The sequence below is a fragment of the Nocardia sp. NPDC050793 genome, assembly GCF_040654065.1.
Classification (GTDB): Bacteria; Actinomycetota; Actinomycetes; order Mycobacteriales; family Mycobacteriaceae; genus Nocardia.
Genome location: NZ_JBFAHG010000003.1, coordinates 600,856 through 622,331, shown reverse-complemented (window position 1 = coordinate 622,331; position 21,476 = coordinate 600,856). Strand labels below are relative to the sequence as shown.

Annotated in this window: 17 protein-coding genes; 10 read left to right on the top strand and 7 right to left on the bottom strand. The window is 67.9% G+C overall.

The features are described from left to right. The first annotated feature begins 231 nt into the window (after positions 1-231). The 6 genes from AB0H50_RS13400 to AB0H50_RS13375 all read left to right on the top strand — a co-directional run bounded on the left by AB0H50_RS13400 (position 232) and on the right by AB0H50_RS13375 (position 7,416). Positions 232-1,668: a GuaB1 family IMP dehydrogenase-related protein gene (locus AB0H50_RS13400; RefSeq protein ID WP_357450916.1), complete on the top strand. Its 1,437-nt coding sequence runs from the start codon at positions 232-234 to the stop codon at positions 1,666-1,668. Positions 1,669-1,932: 264 nt separating this feature from the next. Further along, complete coding sequence (locus AB0H50_RS13395; RefSeq protein ID WP_357450914.1) at positions 1,933-3,321, top strand: hemolysin family protein; 1,389 nt, start codon at positions 1,933-1,935, stop codon at positions 3,319-3,321. After that, the gene (locus tag AB0H50_RS13390) at positions 3,314-4,378 is read left to right on the top strand and encodes a hemolysin family protein (RefSeq protein ID WP_357450911.1); all 1,065 of its coding nucleotides are present in this window, start codon (positions 3,314-3,316) and stop codon (positions 4,376-4,378) included. The genes AB0H50_RS13395 and AB0H50_RS13390 overlap by 8 nt, the downstream gene beginning before the upstream one ends. Before the next feature lie 226 nt (positions 4,379-4,604). Next, complete coding sequence (locus AB0H50_RS13385) at positions 4,605-5,600, top strand: 3-methyladenine DNA glycosylase (RefSeq protein ID WP_357451555.1); 996 nt, start codon at positions 4,605-4,607, stop codon at positions 5,598-5,600. A gap of 96 nt (positions 5,601-5,696) precedes the next feature. Next, positions 5,697-6,551, top strand: a complete 855-nt coding sequence (locus AB0H50_RS13380) for a helix-turn-helix transcriptional regulator (RefSeq protein ID WP_357450908.1) — start codon at positions 5,697-5,699, stop codon at positions 6,549-6,551. A gap of 76 nt (positions 6,552-6,627) precedes the next feature. Then, positions 6,628-7,416, top strand: coding sequence for a glucose 1-dehydrogenase (locus AB0H50_RS13375; protein WP_357450905.1), 789 nt, complete (start codon positions 6,628-6,630; stop codon positions 7,414-7,416). 35 nt (positions 7,417-7,451) lie between these two features. On the opposite strand, the gene AB0H50_RS13370 is transcribed toward AB0H50_RS13375, so the two are convergent. The 5 genes from AB0H50_RS13370 to AB0H50_RS13350 form a co-directional block, all read right to left on the bottom strand. Further along, positions 7,452-9,800 (bottom strand): LuxR C-terminal-related transcriptional regulator, encoded by a 2,349-nt coding sequence (locus AB0H50_RS13370; RefSeq protein WP_357450903.1) that lies wholly within the window; start codon positions 9,798-9,800, stop codon positions 7,452-7,454. A gap of 172 nt (positions 9,801-9,972) precedes the next feature. Continuing rightward, positions 9,973-10,293, bottom strand: a complete 321-nt coding sequence (locus AB0H50_RS13365) for an OB-fold domain-containing protein (protein WP_357450900.1) — start codon at positions 10,291-10,293, stop codon at positions 9,973-9,975. A 242-nt stretch (positions 10,294-10,535) separates the two neighbouring features. Beyond that, the gene (locus AB0H50_RS13360) at positions 10,536-11,144 is read right to left on the bottom strand and encodes a TetR/AcrR family transcriptional regulator (RefSeq protein WP_357450897.1); all 609 of its coding nucleotides are present in this window, start codon (positions 11,142-11,144) and stop codon (positions 10,536-10,538) included. Further along, a complete protein-coding gene (locus AB0H50_RS13355; protein ID WP_357450894.1) occupies positions 11,141-12,223 on the bottom strand; it encodes a saccharopine dehydrogenase in 1,083 nt (360 codons plus the stop codon). The genes AB0H50_RS13360 and AB0H50_RS13355 overlap by 4 nt, the downstream gene beginning before the upstream one ends. Positions 12,224-12,367: 144 nt before the next feature. Further along, complete coding sequence (locus tag AB0H50_RS13350; protein WP_357450891.1) at positions 12,368-13,426, bottom strand: serine hydrolase domain-containing protein; 1,059 nt, start codon at positions 13,424-13,426, stop codon at positions 12,368-12,370. Positions 13,427-13,641: 215 nt separating this feature from the next. Between AB0H50_RS13350 and AB0H50_RS13345 the strand changes: the two genes are divergently transcribed. Continuing rightward, a complete protein-coding gene (locus tag AB0H50_RS13345) occupies positions 13,642-14,571 on the top strand; it encodes a helix-turn-helix domain-containing protein (protein ID WP_357450888.1) in 930 nt (309 codons plus the stop codon). A gap of 152 nt (positions 14,572-14,723) precedes the next feature. Here the strand turns inward: AB0H50_RS13345 and AB0H50_RS13340 are convergent, their stop codons facing one another. After that, positions 14,724-15,689: a hypothetical protein gene (locus AB0H50_RS13340; protein ID WP_357450885.1), complete on the bottom strand. Its 966-nt coding sequence runs from the start codon at positions 15,687-15,689 to the stop codon at positions 14,724-14,726. Positions 15,690-16,087: 398 nt separating this feature from the next. On the opposite strand from AB0H50_RS13340, the gene AB0H50_RS13335 reads away from it, so the two are divergent. The 3 genes from AB0H50_RS13335 to AB0H50_RS13325 are packed head-to-tail and all read left to right on the top strand — an operon-like array spanning position 16,088 to position 19,132. After that, a complete protein-coding gene (locus AB0H50_RS13335; protein WP_357450883.1) occupies positions 16,088-17,662 on the top strand; it encodes a hypothetical protein in 1,575 nt (524 codons plus the stop codon). Between the two features lie 2 nt (positions 17,663-17,664). Next, a complete protein-coding gene (locus AB0H50_RS13330) occupies positions 17,665-18,297 on the top strand; it encodes a DUF305 domain-containing protein (RefSeq protein ID WP_357451552.1) in 633 nt (210 codons plus the stop codon). Positions 18,298-18,349: 52 nt separating this feature from the next. After that, positions 18,350-19,132, top strand: coding sequence for a hypothetical protein (locus AB0H50_RS13325; RefSeq protein ID WP_357450880.1), 783 nt, complete (start codon positions 18,350-18,352; stop codon positions 19,130-19,132). A gap of 551 nt (positions 19,133-19,683) precedes the next feature. On the opposite strand, the gene AB0H50_RS13320 is transcribed toward AB0H50_RS13325, so the two are convergent. Next, positions 19,684-21,072, bottom strand: a complete 1,389-nt coding sequence (locus AB0H50_RS13320) for an MFS transporter (protein ID WP_357450877.1) — start codon at positions 21,070-21,072, stop codon at positions 19,684-19,686. Positions 21,073-21,476: the final 404 nt, after the last annotated feature.

Genomic DNA, 21,476 nt, shown 5'->3' with positions numbered 1-21,476 from the left:
ATGCCGACACCGCCGTGCCACGATGCCGAGCTCCACCGCTCCTTCGGAATTGCCGCCCGCAAGCCCGCGACGAAACAACTCCCAGCGACCCAACGACCCCCGCAGCCGATCATGTTCCGGCACGCGCTGTTACGCGGCGCACAAACCTCCGGTCCCGCTCAGCGGGAAGGCCTCGCCCGGTGCGCCAGAGAATTGCCGCGCGACTCGTGACTCCCGGTTAGTATGGGTCAAGTGCAGTTTCTCCCTGGACACCAGCCGCCGTACGACCTCACCTACGACGACATCTTCCTCGTCCCGAACCGGACCGACGTCGCGTCCCGTTTCGACGTCGACCTGTCGACCGCCGACGGTTCCGGCACCACCATTCCCATCGTCGTGGCGAACATGACCGCCGTCGCGGGCCGCCGCATGGCCGAGACCGTCGCCCGGCGCGGCGGCATCGTGGTCCTGCCGCAGGATTTGCCGATCACCGCGGCCGCCGACACCATCGCCTTCGTCAAAAGCCGCTCGCTCACCGCCGACACCCCGGTCACCCTCGACCCGGATCGGTCGGTCTCCGAGGCCGTGGCACTGATGCACAAGCGCGCGCACGGCGCGCTGGTGCTGGTCGACGCGGGTAAGCCGGTGGGTGTGGTCACCGAGGGCGCGTGCACCGACGTGGACCGTTTCGCCCGCTTGCGCGAGGTGGCCGTCACCGATTTCGTCCAGGCCCCTGCCAGCACCTCCCCTCGCGAACTGTTCGACCTGCTCGAGGCCGAGCACGCACACTTGGCCGTGCTCACCGCCGAGGACGGCTCGCTGGCCGGCGTGATGACCCGCACCGGCGCCATCCGCGCAGGCATCTACCAGCCGAACGTCGACGGCAACGGCAAGCTGCGCGTGGCGGCCGCGGTCGGCATCAACGGCGACGTGGCCGCGAAGGCCAAGGCGCTTGTCGACTCGGGCGCCGACCTGCTCGTCATCGACACCGCGCACGGTCACCAGGAGAAGATGCTCGAAACGCTGCGCGCCGTAGCCGATCTCGGCCTCGGCGTGCCGCTGGTGGCGGGCAACGTGGTCTCCGCCGATGGCACCCGCGATCTGGCCGCGGCAGGTGCGGACATCATCAAGGTCGGCGTCGGCCCCGGCGCCATGTGCACCACCAGGATGATGACCGGCGTCGGTCGCCCGCAGTTCTCCGCCGTAGCCGAATGCGCCACGGCCGCACGGGAACTCGGCGTGCACATCTGGGCCGACGGTGGCGTACGGCACCCGCGCGACGTGGCGCTCGCGCTGGCCGCTGGCGCGTCCAACGTGATGATCGGCTCCTGGTTCGCCGGCACCTACGAGTCGCCCGGCGACCTGCGGGTGGACCGCGACGGCAACGCTTACAAGGAAAGCTTCGGCATGGCCTCCAAGCGCGCCGTCGCCGCCCGTACCGCCACCGACAGCGGTTTCGACCGAGCCCGCAAGGCGCTGTTCGAGGAGGGCATCTCCAGCTCGCGCATGCGACTCGACCCCGAGCGCCCCGGCGTGGAGGACCTGATCGACCACATCTGCTCCGGTGTGCGCAGCGCCTGCACCTACGCGGGCGCCCGCACGCTCACCGAGTTCCACGACAAGGCCGTGCTCGGTGTGCAGTCCGCGGCGGGCTTCGCGGAAGGGCGTCCGCTGCCAAGCGGATGGTGAGCACCGACACGCGAAGAGGACGGAGACCGGGCGACGCGATCCACCGCGTCGGCCGGTAGCATGGTGGTTGCCGGGTTGTCCGGCACCCTGATTTCCGCATGCCGAAAGGAACAAGTTGTCACCCGCGTCCGAGGGCGCCGCACAGGAGGGCTCCTCTATCGAGCCGGGTGACAAACCCGGCGCTCTCCTTCCCGCAGCAAGCCAGCCCGAACCAGCTCCATCCCGCGTGTCCCGGAGTACCGCGCTCCGCGGGCGGTGTTGATCGTGTCCACCGTCCTCACCATTCTCAGCCTGGTCGGTTTCGTCGCCCTCACCGCAGGCACCGCGCTGTTCGTCGCGGCCGAATTCTCCCTCACCGCCCTGGAACGCAGCACCGTCGAGGCGCACGCCCGCACCGGTGACGTGCGCTCGCGGATGGTGCGTCAGGCGCACCGCACGCTCTCGTTCCAGCTGTCGGGCGCCCAGCTCGGCATCACCATCACCACGCTGATCACGGGCTACATCGCCGAGCCGGTGATCGCCCGACTACTCGCGCCGGTGTTCACCGCGGTCGGCATGAACCCGAGCGCGGCAGGCGGCGTCTCGCTGGCGCTGGCCCTGGTGCTGGCCACCTCGCTGTCGATGATCTACGGCGAGCTAGTGCCCAAGAACATCGCCATCGCCAAGCCGATGGCGACCGCGCGGATGACCGCGGGCCCGATGATCGCCTTCTCGGTGGTGTTCAAGTGGATGATCCACTTCCTGAACGGCACCGCGAACTGGGTGGTGCGCCGCCTCGGCGTGGAACCCGCCGAGGAGCTGCGCTCGGCGCGTTCGCCGCAGGAACTCGGTTCGCTCGTGCGCACCTCGGCGCAGCGCGGCGCGCTCGACCAGCGCACCGCCCTGGTGATGGACCGGTCGCTGCAGTTCGGCGAGCGCAGCGCCGAAGAGTTGATGACGCCGCGGGTGAAGGTCGAGTCGCTGGACAAGTCCGACACCATCGCCGATCTGATCGCCGCCGCCAGCCGCACCGGCTACTCCCGGTTCCCGGTGATCGACGGCGATCTCGACAACACCCTCGGCGTGGTGCACGTCAAGCAGGCGTTCACCCATCCCGCGAACGTGCGCCGCACCATCCCGCTGCAACTGCTGGCTCGCCCCGTGCCCGTGGTGCCCGCCAGCCTCGACGGCGACGAGGTGCTCGAACGCGTGCGCGCCGACGGCATGCAGGTCGCGCTGGTCGTCGACGAGTACGGCGGCACCGCGGGCCTGGTCACCATGGAGGACCTGATCGAAGAGATCCTCGGCGACGTGCGCGATGAGCACGACGAGGAGGAACGCGAGGTGCGGCGGGTCTCCGACGGCTGGGACTGCTCGGGCCTGCTGCGCATCGACGAGGTCTCGCGCGCCACCGGCTACGACGCGCCGGAGGGCGAATACGAGACCCTCGGCGGTCTGGTGTTGACCGGCCTCGGCCGCATTCCGGTGGTCGGCGACAAGGTGGTGCTCCCCAATTCCACGGCGAGCCACCGAAACCCGTACGAAGCCGACGACGGCGGCTGGATCGCCAAGGTCGAACGCATGGACGGCCGCCGCATCGACCGGGTCCGGCTGATTCCCGTCACGCCGGAGGCGCTGATCGCTCACACGTCGCAGGAGCACAGCCATGGGTGATCTGTTCGGTGTCCTGCTCACGGTGCTGCTGCTGGCGGGTAACGCCTTCTTCGTCGGCGCCGAGTTCGCGCTGATCTCCGCGCGGCGCGATCGCCTCGAGGCGCTGGCCGCCCAGGGTAAGCGCAACGCCACCACGGTCATCCGTGCCGGGGAGAACCTGTCGATGATGCTCGCCGCCGCGCAGCTGGGCATCACGATCTGTTCGATCCTGCTCGGTCGCGTCGGCGAGCCCGCCGTGGCGCACCTGCTGGAGGGGCCGTTCGAGCTGCTCGGCCTGCCCGACCAGCTGTTGCACCCGGTGGCCTTCGCGCTCGCGCTGACCATCATCGTGATCCTGCACATTCTCTTCGGCGAGATGATCCCGAAGAACATCGCGCTGGCCGGTCCGGAACGCAGTGCGCTGCTGCTGGTTCCGATGCATCTGATGTGGTTGCGGATAGCCCGCCCGCTGATCGCGATCTACAACCTGGCGGCCAACCTGTCGCTGCGGCTGCTGCGCATCGAGCCCAAGGACGAGCTGGAGGCCACGGTCTCCAGCGTGGAGCTCGCCGAGATGATCGGTGAATCCCGTTCGGAGGGACTGCTCGACGAGGAGGAGCACCGCCGCCTCACCCAGGCGCTCGGGATCTCCGACCGGATCGTCGCCGATGTGATGGTGCCGCTGGCCACGACGCGCTCGGTGCCGTTGCGCGGCAACGGAACGACACTCGGCGATGTCGAGACCGCGGTCACGGAGACCGGCTTCTCCCGCTATCCGGTGCGCGCGAGCGACGGTTCGCTGGTCGGCTACCTGCACGTCAAGGACGTGCTGGACAAGGTCGCCGACGACACCGCGGGCCCGAGCACGCCGATTCCGCGCACCGACATCCGTCCGCTCCCGACGGTCGGCGCGACCACCACGCTCTTCGAGGCGCTGGCCCGCTTGCGCCGCACCAGCAGCCATCTGGGTCGCGTCGTCGACGCGCGGGGCAACACCGTGGGCATCGTCGCGCTGGAGGACCTGGTCGAGGAGTTCGTCGGCACGGTTCGCGACACCACCCACCGGATCGCCGAATGATGTTCCGCGCCACCGTGTTCCGTCACGAGAACGCGCCGTGTGACACGGTGGCGCAGGTCGGGTTCGAGCCACGCACTCGCTTCACAGACCACCGAGCGGACGGCTATCGGCTACCGCTCAGTGCGTGGCGCCCGCACGGGCACCCGGGCCGGTTCGCGCACACGCCGTGCGGATACGGTGCAGTTCTTCGCGCTGCGGTGTTACCAGACATCCCGGAGCCCACGTGATGGTCGAAAGCGTATTGGCGGAGAAAGATTGGCGTGCGCGCGCCGCCGCGTACCAAGCGCGGCTGGACCAGCTCGTCGGGCCGTATCTGGAGCGGAGAGCCGCAGGCTCCGCACATCCGGTGATCGACTTTCTCTTCACCTACTACGGCAACAAGCCCGCTCAGTTACGCCGGTGGCATCCCGGGTTCGGCGTCGGGCTGGCCGGTGCGCGCGAGTACGAGGGGGCGCGGGGGTACCGGCGGATCTCGGCCGACTTGTCAGGCCCGGTCGCGGCGCTCGAGGAGTCCAGCCAAGTCGGCGCACACGCGCAGCCGGGTCGGACGGGCGCTCCCGAGCGGTCCAGCGCGCCCGCGAGCGATGGCGGGCCGGTGTTCACGGCGGATCCCGCGTACCTCGCCCGCCGCCGCGACACCATCGAGTTCGTCGCGAACCTGTTGCGCGCTACCGCGTCCCGTCCCGCACAGCTGTCCTGCTTCGGTCTGCACGAGTGGGCGATGGTGTACCGCACCGACGACGTCCGCCACCGTCAGGTGCCGTTGCGGCTCGGCGCGGCGGGGACCGACGCGGTGGTCGAAGCGATGTCGTTGCGCTGCACCCACTTCGACGCTTTCCGTTTCTTCACCCCGGAGGCCGTCGGCCGCAACGCCAAGCCGCTCACCCGTTCCGATCAGGTGGCCACCGAACAGCCCGGCTGCCTGCACGCCAATATGGATCTCTACAAATGGAGTTTCAAGCTCGTCCCGCTGATCTCCTCCGCACTCGTCCTGGACTGCTTCGAATTGGCATGCGCCGCACGCGAACTCGACATGCGCGCCAGCCCCTACGATCTCGGCGCATACGGCTACGCGCCGATTCCCATCGAAACCCCTTCCGGCCGAGCGGAATACGTCCGCCGACAGGCCGAACTCGCAGAGCGGGCCGCGACGCTGCGCGCCACCTTGCTTGCCACCTGCGAAGAACTGCTGACGGTAGGCGCGGAGCACGCCGTGGGATAAGCCACCGCACTGCATGTCGGCGTCGGACCCCCGCCGGTCCATTCCGGCGCACCCGGCGGCGTCCACCACCCAACGCGCCGATTGTTACCGTGGCATATGCCCGGCGAATCCCCCGCGGCGGCGACTCTGCGCCGCGACCAGCTCCGTGACTTCCTGCGCACCCGCCGCGCCCGGCTCACCCCGGATGACGTCGGCCTGGTCACCGCGGGCAGGCGGCGCACGCCGGGGCTGCGCAGAGAAGAGGTCGCCCTGCTGGCGGGCGTCGGCGTCTCCTGGTACACGTGGCTGGAGCAGGGGCGCGATATCAAGGTGTCGGCCGAGGTGCTCGACGCGGTAGGCCGTGCGCTGCGCCTGACCGAACCCGAGCGCGCGCACCTCTACGTGCTGGCAGGTCTCAATCCGCCGACCGCGGGCGGCACGCGCGACACCGAGGTCTCGCCGGAGCTTCGGCAGCTGGTCGACGCGTGGGCGCCGCGCCCGGCGATCCTGCGCGACCCTTACTGGAACCTGCTCGCGATCAACGACGCGACGCGCTCAGTCTTCGGCTACGGCGACACCGACCGCAACTGCCTCATCTCGTTCTTCACCAACGCCCGCTACCGCGGCATGCACGACCCGTGGGCGTCCACCGCACCCCTGATCGTCGCGGCCTTCCGCGCCGACGCCGCCCGCGCGCCCGGCGATCCCGAATTCAGCCGCGTGGTGGACGAACTCACCGCGGCGAGCCCCGAATTCGCCGAGCTGTGGGCGCGCCACGATGTCGGCGTCCCGGGGCAGGACGTGAAAGCGGTGCGCCATCCCGAGGCGGGCGACCTGTACTTCGACACGACCACACTGATCGTCGCGGACCGCGCCGATCGCTACCTCGAGCTGTACAACCCGCGGCCGGGCACCGCGACCGAGCAACGGGTCGCCCAGCTGCTGCACATCCCTGTGGCCACGTCGGCCTGACCGCCAGGGTGGTGGTGCCGGACCCAGGTTGACCACGCACTGTTTGCCACGCACCCCGCTCGGCAGGCTGAATGCCATGACACACAGCACTTCTCGATCACTCGGCACCTCCCGCTACCAGGACAAGATCGCGCTCGTCACCGGCGGCTCCAGCGGGATGGGGCTGGCCACTGCCCGGCGGCTGCTCGCCGAGGGCGCCACGGTGGTGATCACCGGCCGGGACAAGGGCCGCCTCGACGACGCCGTCGCGGAGCTCGACGGCGGTGACCGCGTCCTCGCGATCCCCGGCGACGCCTCCAGCCTCGCCGATCTCGACGCGCTGACCCACGCGATCCGGGAGCGCTTCGGACGCCTGGACGTGGTCTTCGCCAACGCGGGCGTCGCCTCGTTCGGGCCGCACACCGAGATCACCGAGGCCGAATTCGATCGCGTGGTCGACATCAACTTCAAGGGCGTGTTCTTCACCATCCAGAAGACGCTGCCGCTGCTGTCCGGCGGCGCGGCGATCGTCGTCAACGCCTCGTGGACGTTGCACCGTGGTATGCCGGGCGGCTCGCTCTACGCGGCGACGAAAGCGGCGGTCCACAACCTGGCGCACACCCTCGCCGCGGAGCTGGGACCTCGGCGAATCCGCGTCAACTCGGTGAGCCCCGGCTTCATCGAGACCCCGATGTTCCACGCCGAGGTGTCGGCCGAGGCGCAGGTCGCCGTCGTCGGCGATGTGGTCGCCGGACGCATCGGAACCGCCGAGGACGTCGCCGACGCCGTCGCGTTCCTGGCATCCGGCGAAGCGTCCTACATCAACGGCCAGGACTTGATCATCGACGGCGGGCTGGTCGCCGCCATCCCGGGCAAGCTCCTCTAGGACACAGCCTTTCGCGACCAGGGCTCGTCCGGGATTCAGGAACTGTTTTGTTTGGCTTCGTCCACGATCCAGGCCGCGATCTGAGCGCGGGAATTGAATCCGAGCTTGGTGAGGATGTGCTCGACGTGGCCTTGGGCAGTGCGTGGCGAGATCACCAGCTTGGCGGCGATCTGCTTGTTGCTGAGTCCTCGGGCGACGAGGTCGGCGACCTGCCACTCACGCTTGGTCAATTTCGATGGGGCGCCCGACGCAGGCGCCCCATCGGTGGACTCACCCCCGAGCGCGTAAGCGACAGCGGCATCTACGCCGAACCCTCGACCTCGCCGAAAGGCCGCGTCGAATTTGCGAGCGCCGAGGATATGGCGTGTCGTCCGCTCACATTCCTCGTGAAAACGCGACATGGTCCGCAGGACGGCCCGCACACTGCTGCCCACCAGCCAGTTCCCCTGGGCTGCTCCGAGCAGAACGGCCGCCCGCTCGGCGTCACCCTGGTCGGCGACGGTCCACGCCAGCGCCTCCAGACCGAACGCGGTGATCACCGGGCTGTTCAGCCGGTTGACTCGCAACGCCTCCTCGAGCAGCTGCTGGGCACGGTGCCGCTCGCCTCGCTGCCACGCGGCAATGCCCAAGCCGCGCAACGCAGCCGACCGATAGAGCAGTTCGCCTCGCGCTTCGGTGATGGTAAGTACTCGGTGGTAGAGCTCGGCCGCTCGGGTCACATCGCCGCGTAGCTCGTACGACCAAGCGAGGATGGTCAGAGCACTGACATAAAGCTCACCCGTCTGGTCCGAGCCGAACAGCTCGACAGCTCGTTCGAGGGAGCGGGACGCGTCGGCGGTTTCGCCCCCGGCGAGCGCGAGGACGCCGGCGGCGTAGGCGAGCTGTCCCTCGCCGCTGGTGCTGGGGGCTTGTGCGGCGAGCGCCCGCCCTTCCTCCAGGAAAGCGGCGGCGGCTCGGAAGTCCCCCTGTGGCGCGGCGACTTCGCAAGCGGTGCGCAGCGCACGGATGCGGTCGGGTATGGATTGCGCGCGGGGGTGGGCGAGAACGCGGTCGATCCAGGTTCGGCCTTCCCCATAGAGGCCACGAAAGCTCCAGAATTCGTGCAGGGCGGCGGCTGTGCGCAACCCAGCCTCGGCCGCCTCGTCGGTGTCCTCGGCCAGGCAGTACTCGAGCGCTTCGCGCAGGTTGGGTAGCTCGCGTTCGAGCCGGGCGATCCAATCGGGCTGCCGGTGGCTGATCCACCCGGCCTCCGCGTCCAGCGCCAACCGTTGATACCACTCGCGGTGCAGGCGGCGTAGCTCCCTGTCTTCACCGGACTCTCGCAGCCTTTGCCGACCGTACTCCCGCATGGTCTCGAGCATCCTGAAGCGCACCGCGGTCCGCGACGCCTCCCGCGCCAGGATCGACTTGTCCACCAGGGAGGACAGCACATCCAGCAGGCTGTGCGGCGCCATGCCGACACCGCATACCTGCTCGACGGCATCGAGTTCGCAACTGCCGGCGAACACCGACAGCCGGGCCCACAGTCGCTGTTCGGCCGGGGTGCACAACTCGTAGCTCCAGTCGACACACCAGCGGAGCGCCTGCTGCCGGGTCGGCGCGGTACGACTACCGCGGTTGAGCAACGTGTATCGATCGTCGAGGCGTTGCAGAATCTGCTCCGGTGACATCGTGCGCATCCGAGCCGCCGCCAGTTCGATCGCCAGCGGCAACCCATCCAGCTGGGCACAGATACCGGCCACGGAAGACTTGTTGTCCTCGTCGAGTTGGAAGCCGGGCACCGCAGCCGCGGCACGGTCGGCGAACAGCGTCACCGCATCGAAATGCGGTAGCCCAACCAGCGTCGGCTCCCGATCCCGATCCGGCACGGTCAGCGGCGACAACCGCAGCACCGCCTCTCCCGCGATATTCAACGGTTCCCGGCTGGTGGCGAGAATCCGCAGCTCAGGGCAGGTCAGCAGCAACGCCTCGGCCAACCTGGCCGCGGCTTCCACCACGTGCTCGCAGTTGTCCAGAACGAGCAGTGTTTCCCGCGAGCCCAGGAATTTCACCAGCACTTCGAGCAACGGACGCGACGTCGCGTCCCGCAAACCGAGGGTGGCCGCCGTGACATCGACCAGGAGTTCGCCATCGGAGACCTCGGCCAGTTCCACCAACCACACACCGTCGGCGAACTCCCGCTGCGCTTGCGCGCCGGCCCGCAGTGCCAGCCGCGTCTTGCCGACGCCCCCGACCCCCGTCAGCGTCACCAGCCGGGACCCGGACAGGAGCTTCTTCACCTGAGACAACTCGATGCGCCGTCCGACGAAGCTGGTGAGCTCGAGCGGCAGATTGCCAGCACTGTCCCGGGTCACCGCCGTCAGCGGCGGGCGCCATCTACCCATCGCAACCTCTCGGCGTGTACCCAGCAGATCGTCCTCGGTCATCGCCCGGGTGCGATCCAACCAGGACGTATCCGGACACCACGCAACATACGCCTGCCTTCCGCCAATGCTCAGCGTATTGCCGACAAAAGGCGAAGGAAGCGCTGGCGGCCACGGATCCAGCGGGGTCCAGCTACCCACTGATTGCGAAGATGGGGAATCTGTCGCCTCGGGGAGGCGCTTCGTAGCGCACGCGGACCGGTCGATGCGAGGACGGTGGGACTTGCCCCTCGATCGTGGTGTAAATCCACGGGCCCTCGTCGAGTTCGACGATCGCGATCGTCGACGGCACCGACCCGGCGCGAGCTTTGGCCGCGCACTCGAGTACCCGCCATGACACGATCGAGCCGCAGCCGGACGACGGTATCCATTCGAGATCGACGGATCGACACGACCCACACAAGTCGACCGGCGGCGCGAGCAGCTTCTCGCAGTACGCGCAACGCAGAATCATCAACGTCGCTCTCGCGCAAACCGGAGGGTCGACCCCTTCTCGATTGTGCTTCGTGTTGTACCGGGACATGACACCTTGGTGTATTCGTGGTGACGCAACGACACCACTGTTCCGTGGTCCAGGCGGGACCGCGACGGTCGAATGACCCGGGGGTATACCTATTTGTGCTCGTTGCGCAACGAACCCGCGCTTATCGGAACCATCGGCTATCTGACCCAAAACCCGCGCTGAGCTGCGACGACTCATACGGCCAGCAGCGCTGTAGCTGTTGCGATCAGCATGTCGTCTGTTGCCAGGTCGGCTCGGTCGGCGATACCGGAGCGAAACAACGCCGCGCCTTCGATGAGCATGGTGAAGACGCGGGCGTGTACTCGGCAGATGTCTTCGGAGGCTCGAGGGTTTCGTGCCCGGATGAGGTTGACGACATGGTCCTGGTAGGTGCGGTAGAAACTCCGCACTACCTCGGCCGTCGACTCGTCACGCGCGGCCAGCGCCCAAATTTCGGTGTATACGCGTACAAGACAGAAGTCGTCCTGCTCTATCAGCAGCATTCGAACCATATCGGCGACCGGCTCGGTCGAATCGGCGGAGGCAAGCAGCGGGGCAAGCCGTTGCAGGGTTCGTTCGAGGGTACGGCTCAGGACCGCGGTGATCAGCTCGCTGCGGTTCGGAAAGTAGTACTGCAGGTGGCCCAGCCGTATCTCGGCCGCGGAGGCGACCGCGCGCATTGTGAGCTCCCCGTGCCCGAACTCGACGAGGATTCGTTCGGCGACGTCGAGAAGCTCGGCGCGACGTTGCGTTCCCTTGCTGGTACGCGGCGGACGGTGGGATTCGATGCTCGGGTCGGTCATGCGGCTACGCCGTTGGTGGCGGACTCGATGTCCAAAGCGACGCCGTGCGCAGCCAGCATGGCCGGCACCTCAGCGGGGAGGGGTGTCTGCTCGGGGAAGGTCACGCCCGCGGAGACCGATGCTCCGTCCAGTCCGAGAACCCGCCGAATCCCGAGCAGTGCGCCCACCGCTGTCAGGTGGGCCTGCCCGGCCGGGTCGGTCGCCACGGCACTGCGAGTGAGCCCGCCGTGGGTGACATCGACGCGCAGTTGCGCAATGCCGCCCTCTCCGGCCGCGTGCAAGAGTGCCCGTCGCAGACCAGTGAAGTGGTCGCCGCGCCCCCAGCGAAAGAACCCGAGCCGCTTGACGGCGAGCAACGCCGAAGTGGATGCGGCCGAATCGAATCCGATTCGAGTAGCCGCGGTCCTGGTGCCGAGCGTCAAGGGCAGGGTGAACTGTTCGGGGGTATCGATGCGTGCGACTCGGGTGATCGTGTCGCCCATGCGGATTCGGCGGGTATCGCTCAGCGGCATGACGTTGCGCCGCCCCCCGTTTTCGATCACCTCGTAGTCCAAGCCGAAGCGGTCCATGAAATCGATCGAGTCCGCGCCCGCTCGATCCCGCAGATCCCATCGGATCGCCACCTCGACGGTGTCGGCGCCGCCGAGCTCATGGGCGAGATAGGCGGCGACAAGGCTGGTGATACCGCCCATCCACGCCGAGGACAGCAGCACGGGCGCAGCCGGGGTGAGCATCGCGGCCACGGTGGCGGCTCGTTGCAACCGGGCGGTCCACCGGGTGATGTCCACGAACGGCACCCCACCCGCGATCGCCGCTCGCAGAATACGGTCGTCGGGATCGTTGACCAGGCCAACCACCGCCCGCACACCGGCTCGGAAAGGCACCGGATCGGCCAGATCCCACACCTGCAGCGCAGCACCGGTTTCCGCGGCCAGCTCCCGGCCCCGTTCCGGCGTCCGGCCGGTGAGCAGCAGCGGAAGCGACTGAGCCGCCATCCGCGCCACCTCGGCACCGACCACCCCGTATCCGCCCACCAAAAGAACCGGGCCGTGCGCATCGAAATGCAAAGCATCGCTCATAACCCCAAAATAGGTCAGATGACCCAAAAACGCGAGACGCAGAGCCCACGACCATCCGGGCTGCCCGAGCGCCCGCGGTAGCCGCGATCCGAGCCCCCTTCGCGCGGTTCCCACGCAACCACTCGAGGGCCCGCGTGCACGGGGTCAGTCGAATTCGGCCCGGAGCAGATCGGTGAACACGCCGATCGGATCGTGCCAGTCGCCGTGAGCCCAGTCGGCGTTGACATTGGCGACGAGGACATGACGGCCGTCGCGGGTGCCGTATGTGTATGTCCACGAACCGAAGAGCGCGCCGCCCATGCCCCACAACGCGACGCCGGAGGGCAGGGTCACCGAGGAGATGCCGAGGCCGTAGCCGGTGTCCGCGATCCAGTTCTTTGTGGGGACGGTCCGGAACATCTCGGCCTGTTCGGCGGGGCGGAGCAGCTGGCCGCCGAGCAAGGCTGCGAAGAAGCGGTGCAGGTCGCCGAGGGTGGAGATCATGCCGCCCGCCGCGCCGAACATGGAGACGTCCAGCTCGGTCGCGTCGTGGATCGCGGCGTCGGGGCTCGAGTCGAACAGCTTCGTGTAGTGGCGGGAGTGGGGTCCCTCGATGGTGGGGTCGCCGCCGTGGGGCAGGGAGGTCGCGGTGAGAGCGAGCGGCTCGATGATGCGGCGGCGGAGCTCGTCGTGCAGGGACGCGCCGGTCGCCGCCTCGATGAGCATTCCGGCAAGGATGTAGTTGGTGTTGCTGTAACCCCAGTCCGTGCCCACCGCGAAGGTGGGCTGGTGCGCCAGGGCGATATCGACGAGCGTCGCTGGCGAGTGGGTTTCGTAGCGGTTCAACGCTTCTCGGTCGTCGGTGTGGTTGAACAGGCCGCTGGTGTGGTTCAGCAACTGCCGCACGGTGATCGCGTCACCGTCATTGCCGTTGCCTCGCACCACATTCGGCAGCCACCGGTGCACCGTGTCGTCGAGGCCGAGGAGCCCCTCACCCGCGAGTTGCAGCAGCACGGTGGCCACGAAGGTTTTCGTGGTGCTGCCGATACGAAACCGGTGCTGCGGCAGGCGCGGTCGTCCGGTGGTGATGTCGGCGACACCCGCCGTGCCGAACCAGTGCCGTTCACCGCCGCGTACCTCGGCGAGGATTCCCGGCACACCGCCTTCCGTCACCGCCCGATCGAGCACGTCTTGGATCGCGCTGGGAGCCATCGTTTCCGTCATGTCCATTCCTTCTCGTTCGTCTTCACAACGCCACGAAAGCTACGTTGCGTTTCCAAGGTCATCAACCACTCGTCAGGAGATCTATGCCATTTCACCTGGGATCATTCGCAAATCGTTGCAATAGCGGTGCCGCGAAACGCAACGAATCGTTGCAATGACCGAGAGGGTTAACGCACACTGAACCCGACCCCGATCCGGAAGGAAACGACGCACCCATGCCAGGAGGCAGGCTGACCGAGCAGGACCGCAGGCATATCGCCTCCGGACTCGCGACCGGACTCGATTACGCCGAGATCGCCCGACGGGTCGGCAGACCCACGTCGACCGTCACCCGTGAAGTGGCGCGCAATGGTGGACCGGGCGGCTACCGGGCCGACCTCGCGCAGCGAGCCACTCGACGGCGAGCCCGACGACGCATAGCAACTGCACAAGACCTTTCGGCGACCACCTTCGGGCGCGACGACGAAACAGTGCGCGAATTCGCTGAACAGTTCGCGGCATTGATGGTCGATTCCGGACTACCGCGGATGGCGGCCCGCGTGCTGGCTTCGCTGTTCACCACCGATTCGGGCAGCGCGACAGCGGCCGAACTCGCCCGACGGTTGCGGGTGAGTCCCGCGTCGATTTCCAAGGCCGTGGCCTACCTCGACGGGCTCGAGGTGATCCGCCGTGCCCGGGAGGGGCGGCGCGAACGCTACGTCGTCGACGACGACGTGTGGCTCGAGGCATGGTCCGACAGCGCCCGCACGACCAACCGGTGGGCGGAGGCCGCCGAGCGCGGCGCCGAAATCTTCGGCGCGACAACACCGGTCGGTGAGCGACTCGAGCATATGGGCCTGTTCTTCGCCCGGCTCGGACACGATATCGCGGGCGGTCCCGTGGATACCGCGGCGGGCGAGCACGCGCTCACCGTCATCGCCGCGCTCGTGCACGCAGGCACGCCACTCACCCCGAGGCAGCTTGCCGCCGCGCTCGATTGGCCCCTCGACCAAGTGACTTCGGCGCTGCGCGACGCCGACCGCCACCCCGACCTCGCAGACCCGGTCGCAGTGCGCGGCAACAAGTCCGGGGCCTACTACGTGGTCGCACGGCCCGATCGCCTCACCACCGCCCAGCGGCGAAAGCTTGCCAAGAACGCGTCGTAGACCGCGGTGACGAGATCGTGGGCGCGGCGGTCACGGACAAGCCAGTCGCGGCGCAGGCTTAGGGAGAAGTCGATGCCGAGCCTGCGGCAGTCCGTCGCCGCGGTCGAGACCCTGTTAGATGCGCATATCTACGTAGCACGATGTAGTTGCTGCTACCGCAGAGGGGCGCACCACTCTCGGCGGTAGGTCGCCCAATCCGCCGGTGTCGCAGCGAAATCGACGTACAGCGCCACACCGAAGGCCGGTCGCCCGGGGTCATTTCGGCTCAATGCCAATCGGATTGCGCGCACCGCGTTGCCGACGGTCTCCGCCGCGCCGTGATGCCCGGGATCGTCCGCCCAGAAGGCGGGCAGGCCCATCAGCAGGTCGACACTCGCCGGGGTGACCTCGAGCGCGAGCGCGGTCTGCTGAGCGACGTACCCGCCATACAGGGAGCCCCACGGCATAGAGGTGTCATACGACATCAGCGCTATCTGATTCACGCGCCGCGCCACGTCGGCGAAATACCCTTGCGACCACCACTTTCCGTGATCGAAAAGAGTGATTCCGACCGAGTGCAGCCCCGGCAGCGGGTCGATCTGCGGAGCCGACACCGATAGCGGTGCGCCTCGGCTCGCGGTGACGGCGCGCACCTGGTCCAGCAGCGTCAGGTAGCCGGACGTGCCCGATCGTACCGGCTCCAGATCGAGGTGGACGCCGTCGAAGCCGAGGTCGACAACCCTGGTGGCGGAGGCGGTGATGCGGTCGCGGACGGCGGCTTCGTCCAGATGCAGGCCGTCGAATTCGGGGACGACGACGTCGCCGAGCCAGGACTGCACCCGTATCCCCGGCAGGACGCGATGTACCGCATCGACGAACCACTGTGCCCGCGAGTGCAATTCGCCGCGCAGACTTCCGTCGTGCTCGAGCGGTCCGGTGTGCACGTAGAGGTCCTTGATGCCGGTGCCTGCCAACGTGGTCACCAATCCAGCTACGTCGGCATCGGTCCTGCGGCCGTCGACCCAGGCGTGGCCGAGCCACACCGCGTCCCGGCCTCTGGTGCGCGCTTCCGCGCTGGGTTCACCGGCGAATTCGAATCGCAGCGCGACCGCGGCCGCTCCCATCGGGAGCACCAGCATCGCAAGCACCAGCCCCGCGGCTACCGCGACGCGGCGCCGCCGCGACCAACCGCGCCACCGAATCCCCGCGCTCAGCAACCATCCCCGCACTTTCTGCCCTCCCCGAGCTGAGACCCGAGACTCGAGCCGCCTGTCTTGCCTGCCGCTCGCCTCGGTCGATGCCAACCCTACCAACCCGCGTGCTGCGGACCCGACGACGCGAGCTCGACCGAAACACTGCGGAACATCGACTCACCACCGAACGCGGCATCCCAACGGACGAATCAGCACAAGTTCCAGAAATTCTTTCGAACAGGCTCCACAAGTTACTCGTCATTATTACTATTCGGTCAGATCGCGTCACTGTCCCAGTCGGAGGCGCGTCACGACCGCGAACAAGGAAGTGGGGGGTCGCAACGATGCACTCTCTGTCACGATTGCGCCGCATCAGACCGGTCGCACTGCTCACCGCGGCGGTGATCACCGCGATGACGGTGCCAGGCAGCGCCTCGGCCGATCTGCAATCCGACATCGCCACCGCCGTCCAGGAATTCCTGGATGTCGGGCGAAAATCGGTGCCGCGCGCGGACTGCGGACCGGGTTCGATGCCGGAACCCGGCCTTCAGGGCGACGTGCCCGCCGCCGATCGCGACAGCGGGCGCAGCACGCAGGGCTACCGGTGCAACATATCGATGGTCGGCCAATTCGCCGGGCGCGGAGCCGGTATCACCTCGACCAGCTTCGAACACTGCGCCTACTTGGGCTCGTTCTTCCCCGGCGATCTGATCGGCGAAGGCCGCGGCGTTCAGGTGCTCGACGTCTCGGATCCGGCCAACCCTCGCCCCACGGTCACCCTCACCGAACCCGCCATGCTCGCCGGCACCTGGGAGAGCCTGAAGGTCAACGCCGAGCGCAAACTGCTGGTGGGCACCGGCGTCCCGGTCGGCACCGGCGTGGGTTACCTATCCGTCTACGACATCTCCGACTGTGCGCACCCGCGCCTGCTCAACCCGGGCCCCGGCACCAATCTGCTCATGCCCCTGCCGATCACGACTCATGAGGGCGGCTTCTCCCCCGACGGCCGCACCTACTGGGCCTCCGGCGTCGCCCCCGGTTTCGTCAGCGCGGTCGATCTCACCGATCCGGCCAACCCGCGCGTCGTCTGGCAGGGCCTGACCGGCATCGAAGCGCACGGCTTCGGCATCAGCCCCGACGGCAATCGCATGTATCTGTCCGCGCTCGGCGGTTTCACCGTGCTCGATATCAGCGCCGTGCAGCGCCGCGACCCGAACCCGCAGGTGCACCACCTCGGCCGCACCTTCTGGACCGACGGCTGGGCGACTCAGCACAGCATTCCGGTCAGCTACGACGGCAGGCCGTACCTGTTCACCGTCGACGAAGGCGGTTCCGGCGGGGTGAAGCTCATCGACGTCTCGAACGACAGCGCGCCCAAGGTGGCCAACAAACTGAAGCTCGAGATCAACCTGCCGCAGCACATCGACGCCAATATCGGCTCCTCGATGGGCGGTTCGGCCTTCGCCTACGAATCGCACTACTGCGCCGCCGACCGGCGGGACGATCCTACGGCCCTCGCCTGCGGCTGGATCTCCTCCGGCATTCGGGTCTTCGACGTGCGCGATCCATTCGCGGTGCGCGAGATCGCCTACTTCAACCCGCCCGCGCGCACCGGCCGCAATCTCGAACTCTGGAATTCCCCGCACGCGCTGGCCTCGATCATCGGCGTCCCACTGATGAGCGCACCGCCCGCGGCGCGCGCGGTGCTCGAGGGACAGTTCAACCCGGCCGACGCGCTCACCCCACGGACTGGACGGCTCGCCTTCGGCGACGTCTCCACCGACTGGTGCTTCTCGCCGCCGGAATGGCGCGGCAACGAACTCTACGTCGCGTGCTCGGACAACGGGTTCATGGTGTTGCGACTGGACGACGCGGTGTATACCCCGCCCGCCGACCAGCATTCGATCGTCGGATCGTGAAAATGCCGCGCGGGCCACGGATCGCCGCGTTCGCCTCGGTCGCCCTGCTCCTGCTGGCGCTCGTGACGGCGCTGCGGCCACTGGCGCTGCCCGAGAGACACACGGCCGCACCGGTTCTCGACACCGTCGAGGTCGGCTTCGCCCAGGACATGACGGCCCATCACCAGCAGGCGCTGCTGATGACCCAGCGCCTCGATCCGCAGGCGGCGCCAACTGTCCGGCGGATCGCCGAGCAGCTGGCCGGCACCCAGCGGATCGAGATCGGCATGATGCTGGGCTGGTTGCGCCTGGCGGACGCGTCGCCCCTGTCCTCGCGGCCAATGACGTGGATGACGGATACCGCTGCGGCGCACCAGCATTCACCACGCCAGCCGGACGCGCTGATGCCGGGCATGGCGAGCACGGCCGAACTCGACGCGCTGGCCGCGGCGCGTGGCCAGGACGCCGAAATCCTCTTCCTGCAACTCATGATTCGCCACCACCAAGGCGGCATCGCGATGGCGACGGCCGCCGACCGGCAGCTCGCCGACGGGCCGGTCAAGGAGGCGGCGCGGGCGATGGTGCAGTCGCAGGGCCAAGAGGTCGGCGTGATGAGCCTGCTGCTGACCCAGCTCGGGGGTGAGCTGCTGCAGTGATCGCCCCGGCCGCTGTCGGCGCCGCCCGGACCCGCCGGTATCGTCGGTGCCGATGGGACGGCTGCGGCCGGGAGAGGGTTTGGTGCGGTCGATGATTCAGGTGGACGAGATCACCTTTCCCGAGCACGTCCACGGCTATCCGAGCGTCGCCTTCGGCGGCTTCGTCGCCGGCGTGCTCGCGACCCGCTGCCCGGCGCCGACCGCTCGTGTCGACTTCCGCGCGAAGGTGCCGGTCGGCACGCCGCTGGCGCTGACGCACACCGCCGTGAACGGCTCCGCCCTCACCAACGCGCAGGGGAAGGTCCTCGCCGAGATCGGCGCGGCGACATTGTCCCTCGATGTTCCGCCCGCGCCGAGCTGGGCCGACGCCGAGGCGCTCACGGAGCGAGTCCTCGCCTCGGGCGAACGCCCCGTCACCGACTGCTACGGCTGCGGCTCGGCGTGCAGCCCCGGCCGGGGATTGCGACTGTTCCCCTGGGCTCTGCCCGGCGGCGATCTCGTCGCTGCCGCCTGGATCCCCGCCCCAGCGCTGGGCGGACCGGACGGCCTGCTGACCACCGAAGATGTCTGGGCTGCCCTCGACTGCCCCAGCGGCAGTGCGGGATTCCTGCTGTCCGGCATGCGCCGCGGCGCGGTCACCGCCGCACTCACCGCGACGCTGCTGCGGCCGATCCGGGCGGGCGAACCGCATATCGCCCACGCGTGGCCGATCGGGCAGGACGGCCGCAAATACACCGTGGGCGCTGCCCTTTCGACCGCCGCGGGCGAGCTCTGCGCGGTCGCCGAAGCGCTCTGGATCGAGCCGCGAGAGGTAGACAGCACCGCCCGCACATAAGGAAAACCCCCGGCCGCGGGGGCCAGGGGTCATCGAACTCGATCAGTGCCGCATCACAGCGGAGGAAAACCCGCCGAGCCGGTGGCCAGCCAGTTCCAGAAGGCCGCGGCGCGGTTGGTGATCAGGGCGACAATGTCGAGAACGGTGCTTCCCATACTTTCCTTACCTCTCCATAATTGCTCGCCGACCTGATTCCGTCGAGCCAGGTCAGAAGCAGTTTTCCTACTCCACGCTGAGCAGCGAGCACTGCCAGTGTGCCAATAGTGTGCCAACACACGGGAAACCGCCCCCTCCCTCGGAGTGCGCCGGCACTCGACACGGCAGCTGCCGGTTCACCACCGACGCCATAGGTTTCGCTCCCCTGGACTCACCACCACCGCAGCACTACTCGCACTCGGAGCCGTCGCACTCGTCGGCATCTCCGCGTCCGTCATCGCAATGACGCGCGACCTCGTTCGAACCCGGCTCCGACGGCCTTCAGCTGACGTCCAGCGCTGCTTCGGGGAGACCCCAGCGGCACCGGTCCGGAGACCGGTGCCGCCGAATCCGGTTCAGGTGTAAAGATGTTCGCCGGGTACGGCGGTTGCCGACGCACGCACCTCGGCGGGATTGGTCTCCCGCAGCACCCAGGCACTGAAGACGGTGACCAGCCCCATCAGCGCGAGGTACACCGAAACGAGCACGGTGGTACCGGTATTCGCGATCAGCGCGGTCATGATGAACGGGGTGCCGCCGCTGACGGTGATCGCGGCCAGCTGATACGCCAGTGACGCACCCGAATAGCGCAACCGGGGCTCGAACAGCTCACCCATGAAAGCGGCCAGCGGACCGTAGGTCAACGACTGGAAGATCGTCCCGGCCGTGATGGCGACGGCGAACAGCGGAAGTTGCGCGGTGTCGACCAGCCAGAAGTACGGGAAGGCCCAGATCACCAGACCGATACCGCCGAAGAGAATCAGTGGCCGACGTCCGACCCGGTCCGATCTGGCGCCCGACCACAGGATCACCAGGCAACCGATCAGCGAGGCCACCAGCGATACGGACAGTATGTCGTTGCGCTTCATGCCGAGCTCCTGGGTCCCGTAGCTGAGCACGCCCGCGATACTGATGTAGAAGGAGGTGTTGGTGGCGGCGAGCAGACCGCAGCCGAGCAGGATCTTGCGCCAGTGCATCCGAATCGCTTCCGACAGCGGTGCTGCGACGACCTGATCGGCACGCTTGCTCGCTACTTCCTGTTGCAGCGCACGGAATTCGGGCGTGTCCTCGACCTTGGTCTGGATGTAGAACACGACCGGAAACAGCAGCGCGCTACAGAAGAACGGCACCCGCCAACCCCAGCTCAGAAACGCCTCGTTCGAAAGAGCCGAGGTCGCGACGAGGAACACCAGGTTTCCGAGGATCACGCCGAGCGGGACACCCATCTGCCCGAAAGTCCCTGCGAATCCTCGCCTTTTCGGACTCGCGGATTCGGTGAGCAGCAGCACGATCCCACCCCACTGCCCGCCACACGCCATACCCTGCACGAAGCGCAGCGTGACCAGCAGTATCGGTGCGGCGACGCCGATGGAGTGCGCACTGGGAAGACAGCCGATGAGGAAGGTCGCGAACCCCATCGCGAGCAGGCAGACGACCACGGCGGGCTTGCGACCGTACTTGTCGCCGAAGTGTCCGGCCAGCACCCCGCCGAGCGGGCGGGCCACGAATCCCGCCCAGAAGGTGCTGAACGAGAGCAATGTGCCCATCAGCGCCGAGCTGTCCGGGAAGAACACCTTCGGAAAGACCAGTGCCGCGGCTGTCCCGTACAGGAAGAAGTCGTACCACTCGATCGAGCTGCCGACGAGGCCTGCGGCGAGGAGTCTGCGTTGCCCGCGACTCCGTTCCTGTCCTGGTGTCGATACCTTTTCGGTGGCGGGACCTACCGGTTCCAGTGGTGCGGTCATGCGCATACTCCTCGAGCTGGATGGATCACCCACAGCCGCGCCAGAAAGCAAACTTGACGTCAGATTCATGTGGGTGCGCCCAGTGTGGAGGAGCGAGAAAGTAATGTCAATCACACTTTCCGAGTAGCACTACCGCCGCCCGCATCGAACCCGTCGCCATCCCACGCCGCCGAGCAAGGGGCGCCGATACCGCCGCATCCCGAACGGCCAGTGGCCGCAATCCACCCCCTTCGCCGGTAAAACGCCAGCTCATCGACATCACGGCAGTCGGTTCTGCGGAAAACATAACCTTGACGTCAGTTTCATATACGCTGACCGCGGTCCCCGCACAGTTCGTCTCGAAGGATCCGCCGATGGTCGATGTCGACCCGCACCGAAGTCGATTACGTCAAGCGATCCATCGA

Excerpts from the sequence above, each read along its gene's own strand:
- AB0H50_RS13385 (WP_357451555.1), top strand. The coding sequence starts at position 4,605 with ATGGTCGAAAGCGTATTGGCGGAGAAAGATTGGCGTGCGCGCGCCGCC.
- AB0H50_RS13330 (WP_357451552.1), top strand. The coding sequence starts at position 17,665 with ATGCCGCGCGGGCCACGGATCGCCGCGTTCGCCTCGGTCGCCCTGCTC.
- AB0H50_RS13360 (WP_357450897.1), bottom strand. The coding sequence starts at position 11,144 with ATGACCGACCCGAGCATCGAATCCCACCGTCCGCCGCGTACCAGCAAG.
- AB0H50_RS13390 (WP_357450911.1), top strand. The coding sequence starts at position 3,314 with ATGGGTGATCTGTTCGGTGTCCTGCTCACGGTGCTGCTGCTGGCGGGT.
- AB0H50_RS13365 (WP_357450900.1), bottom strand. The coding sequence starts at position 10,293 with ATGATTCTGCGTTGCGCGTACTGCGAGAAGCTGCTCGCGCCGCCGGTC.
- AB0H50_RS13320 (WP_357450877.1), bottom strand. The coding sequence starts at position 21,072 with ATGACCGCACCACTGGAACCGGTAGGTCCCGCCACCGAAAAGGTATCG.
- AB0H50_RS13375 (WP_357450905.1), top strand. The coding sequence starts at position 6,628 with ATGACACACAGCACTTCTCGATCACTCGGCACCTCCCGCTACCAGGAC.
- AB0H50_RS13325 (WP_357450880.1), top strand. The coding sequence starts at position 18,350 with ATGGGACGGCTGCGGCCGGGAGAGGGTTTGGTGCGGTCGATGATTCAG.
- AB0H50_RS13380 (WP_357450908.1), top strand. The coding sequence starts at position 5,697 with ATGCCCGGCGAATCCCCCGCGGCGGCGACTCTGCGCCGCGACCAGCTC.
- AB0H50_RS13345 (WP_357450888.1), top strand. The coding sequence starts at position 13,642 with ATGCCAGGAGGCAGGCTGACCGAGCAGGACCGCAGGCATATCGCCTCC.
- AB0H50_RS13370 (WP_357450903.1), bottom strand. The coding sequence starts at position 9,800 with ATGGGTAGATGGCGCCCGCCGCTGACGGCGGTGACCCGGGACAGTGCT.
- AB0H50_RS13335 (WP_357450883.1), top strand. The coding sequence starts at position 16,088 with ATGCACTCTCTGTCACGATTGCGCCGCATCAGACCGGTCGCACTGCTC.
- AB0H50_RS13340 (WP_357450885.1), bottom strand. The coding sequence starts at position 15,689 with ATGCTGGTGCTCCCGATGGGAGCGGCCGCGGTCGCGCTGCGATTCGAA.
- AB0H50_RS13350 (WP_357450891.1), bottom strand. The coding sequence starts at position 13,426 with ATGACGGAAACGATGGCTCCCAGCGCGATCCAAGACGTGCTCGATCGG.
- AB0H50_RS13355 (WP_357450894.1), bottom strand. The coding sequence starts at position 12,223 with ATGAGCGATGCTTTGCATTTCGATGCGCACGGCCCGGTTCTTTTGGTG.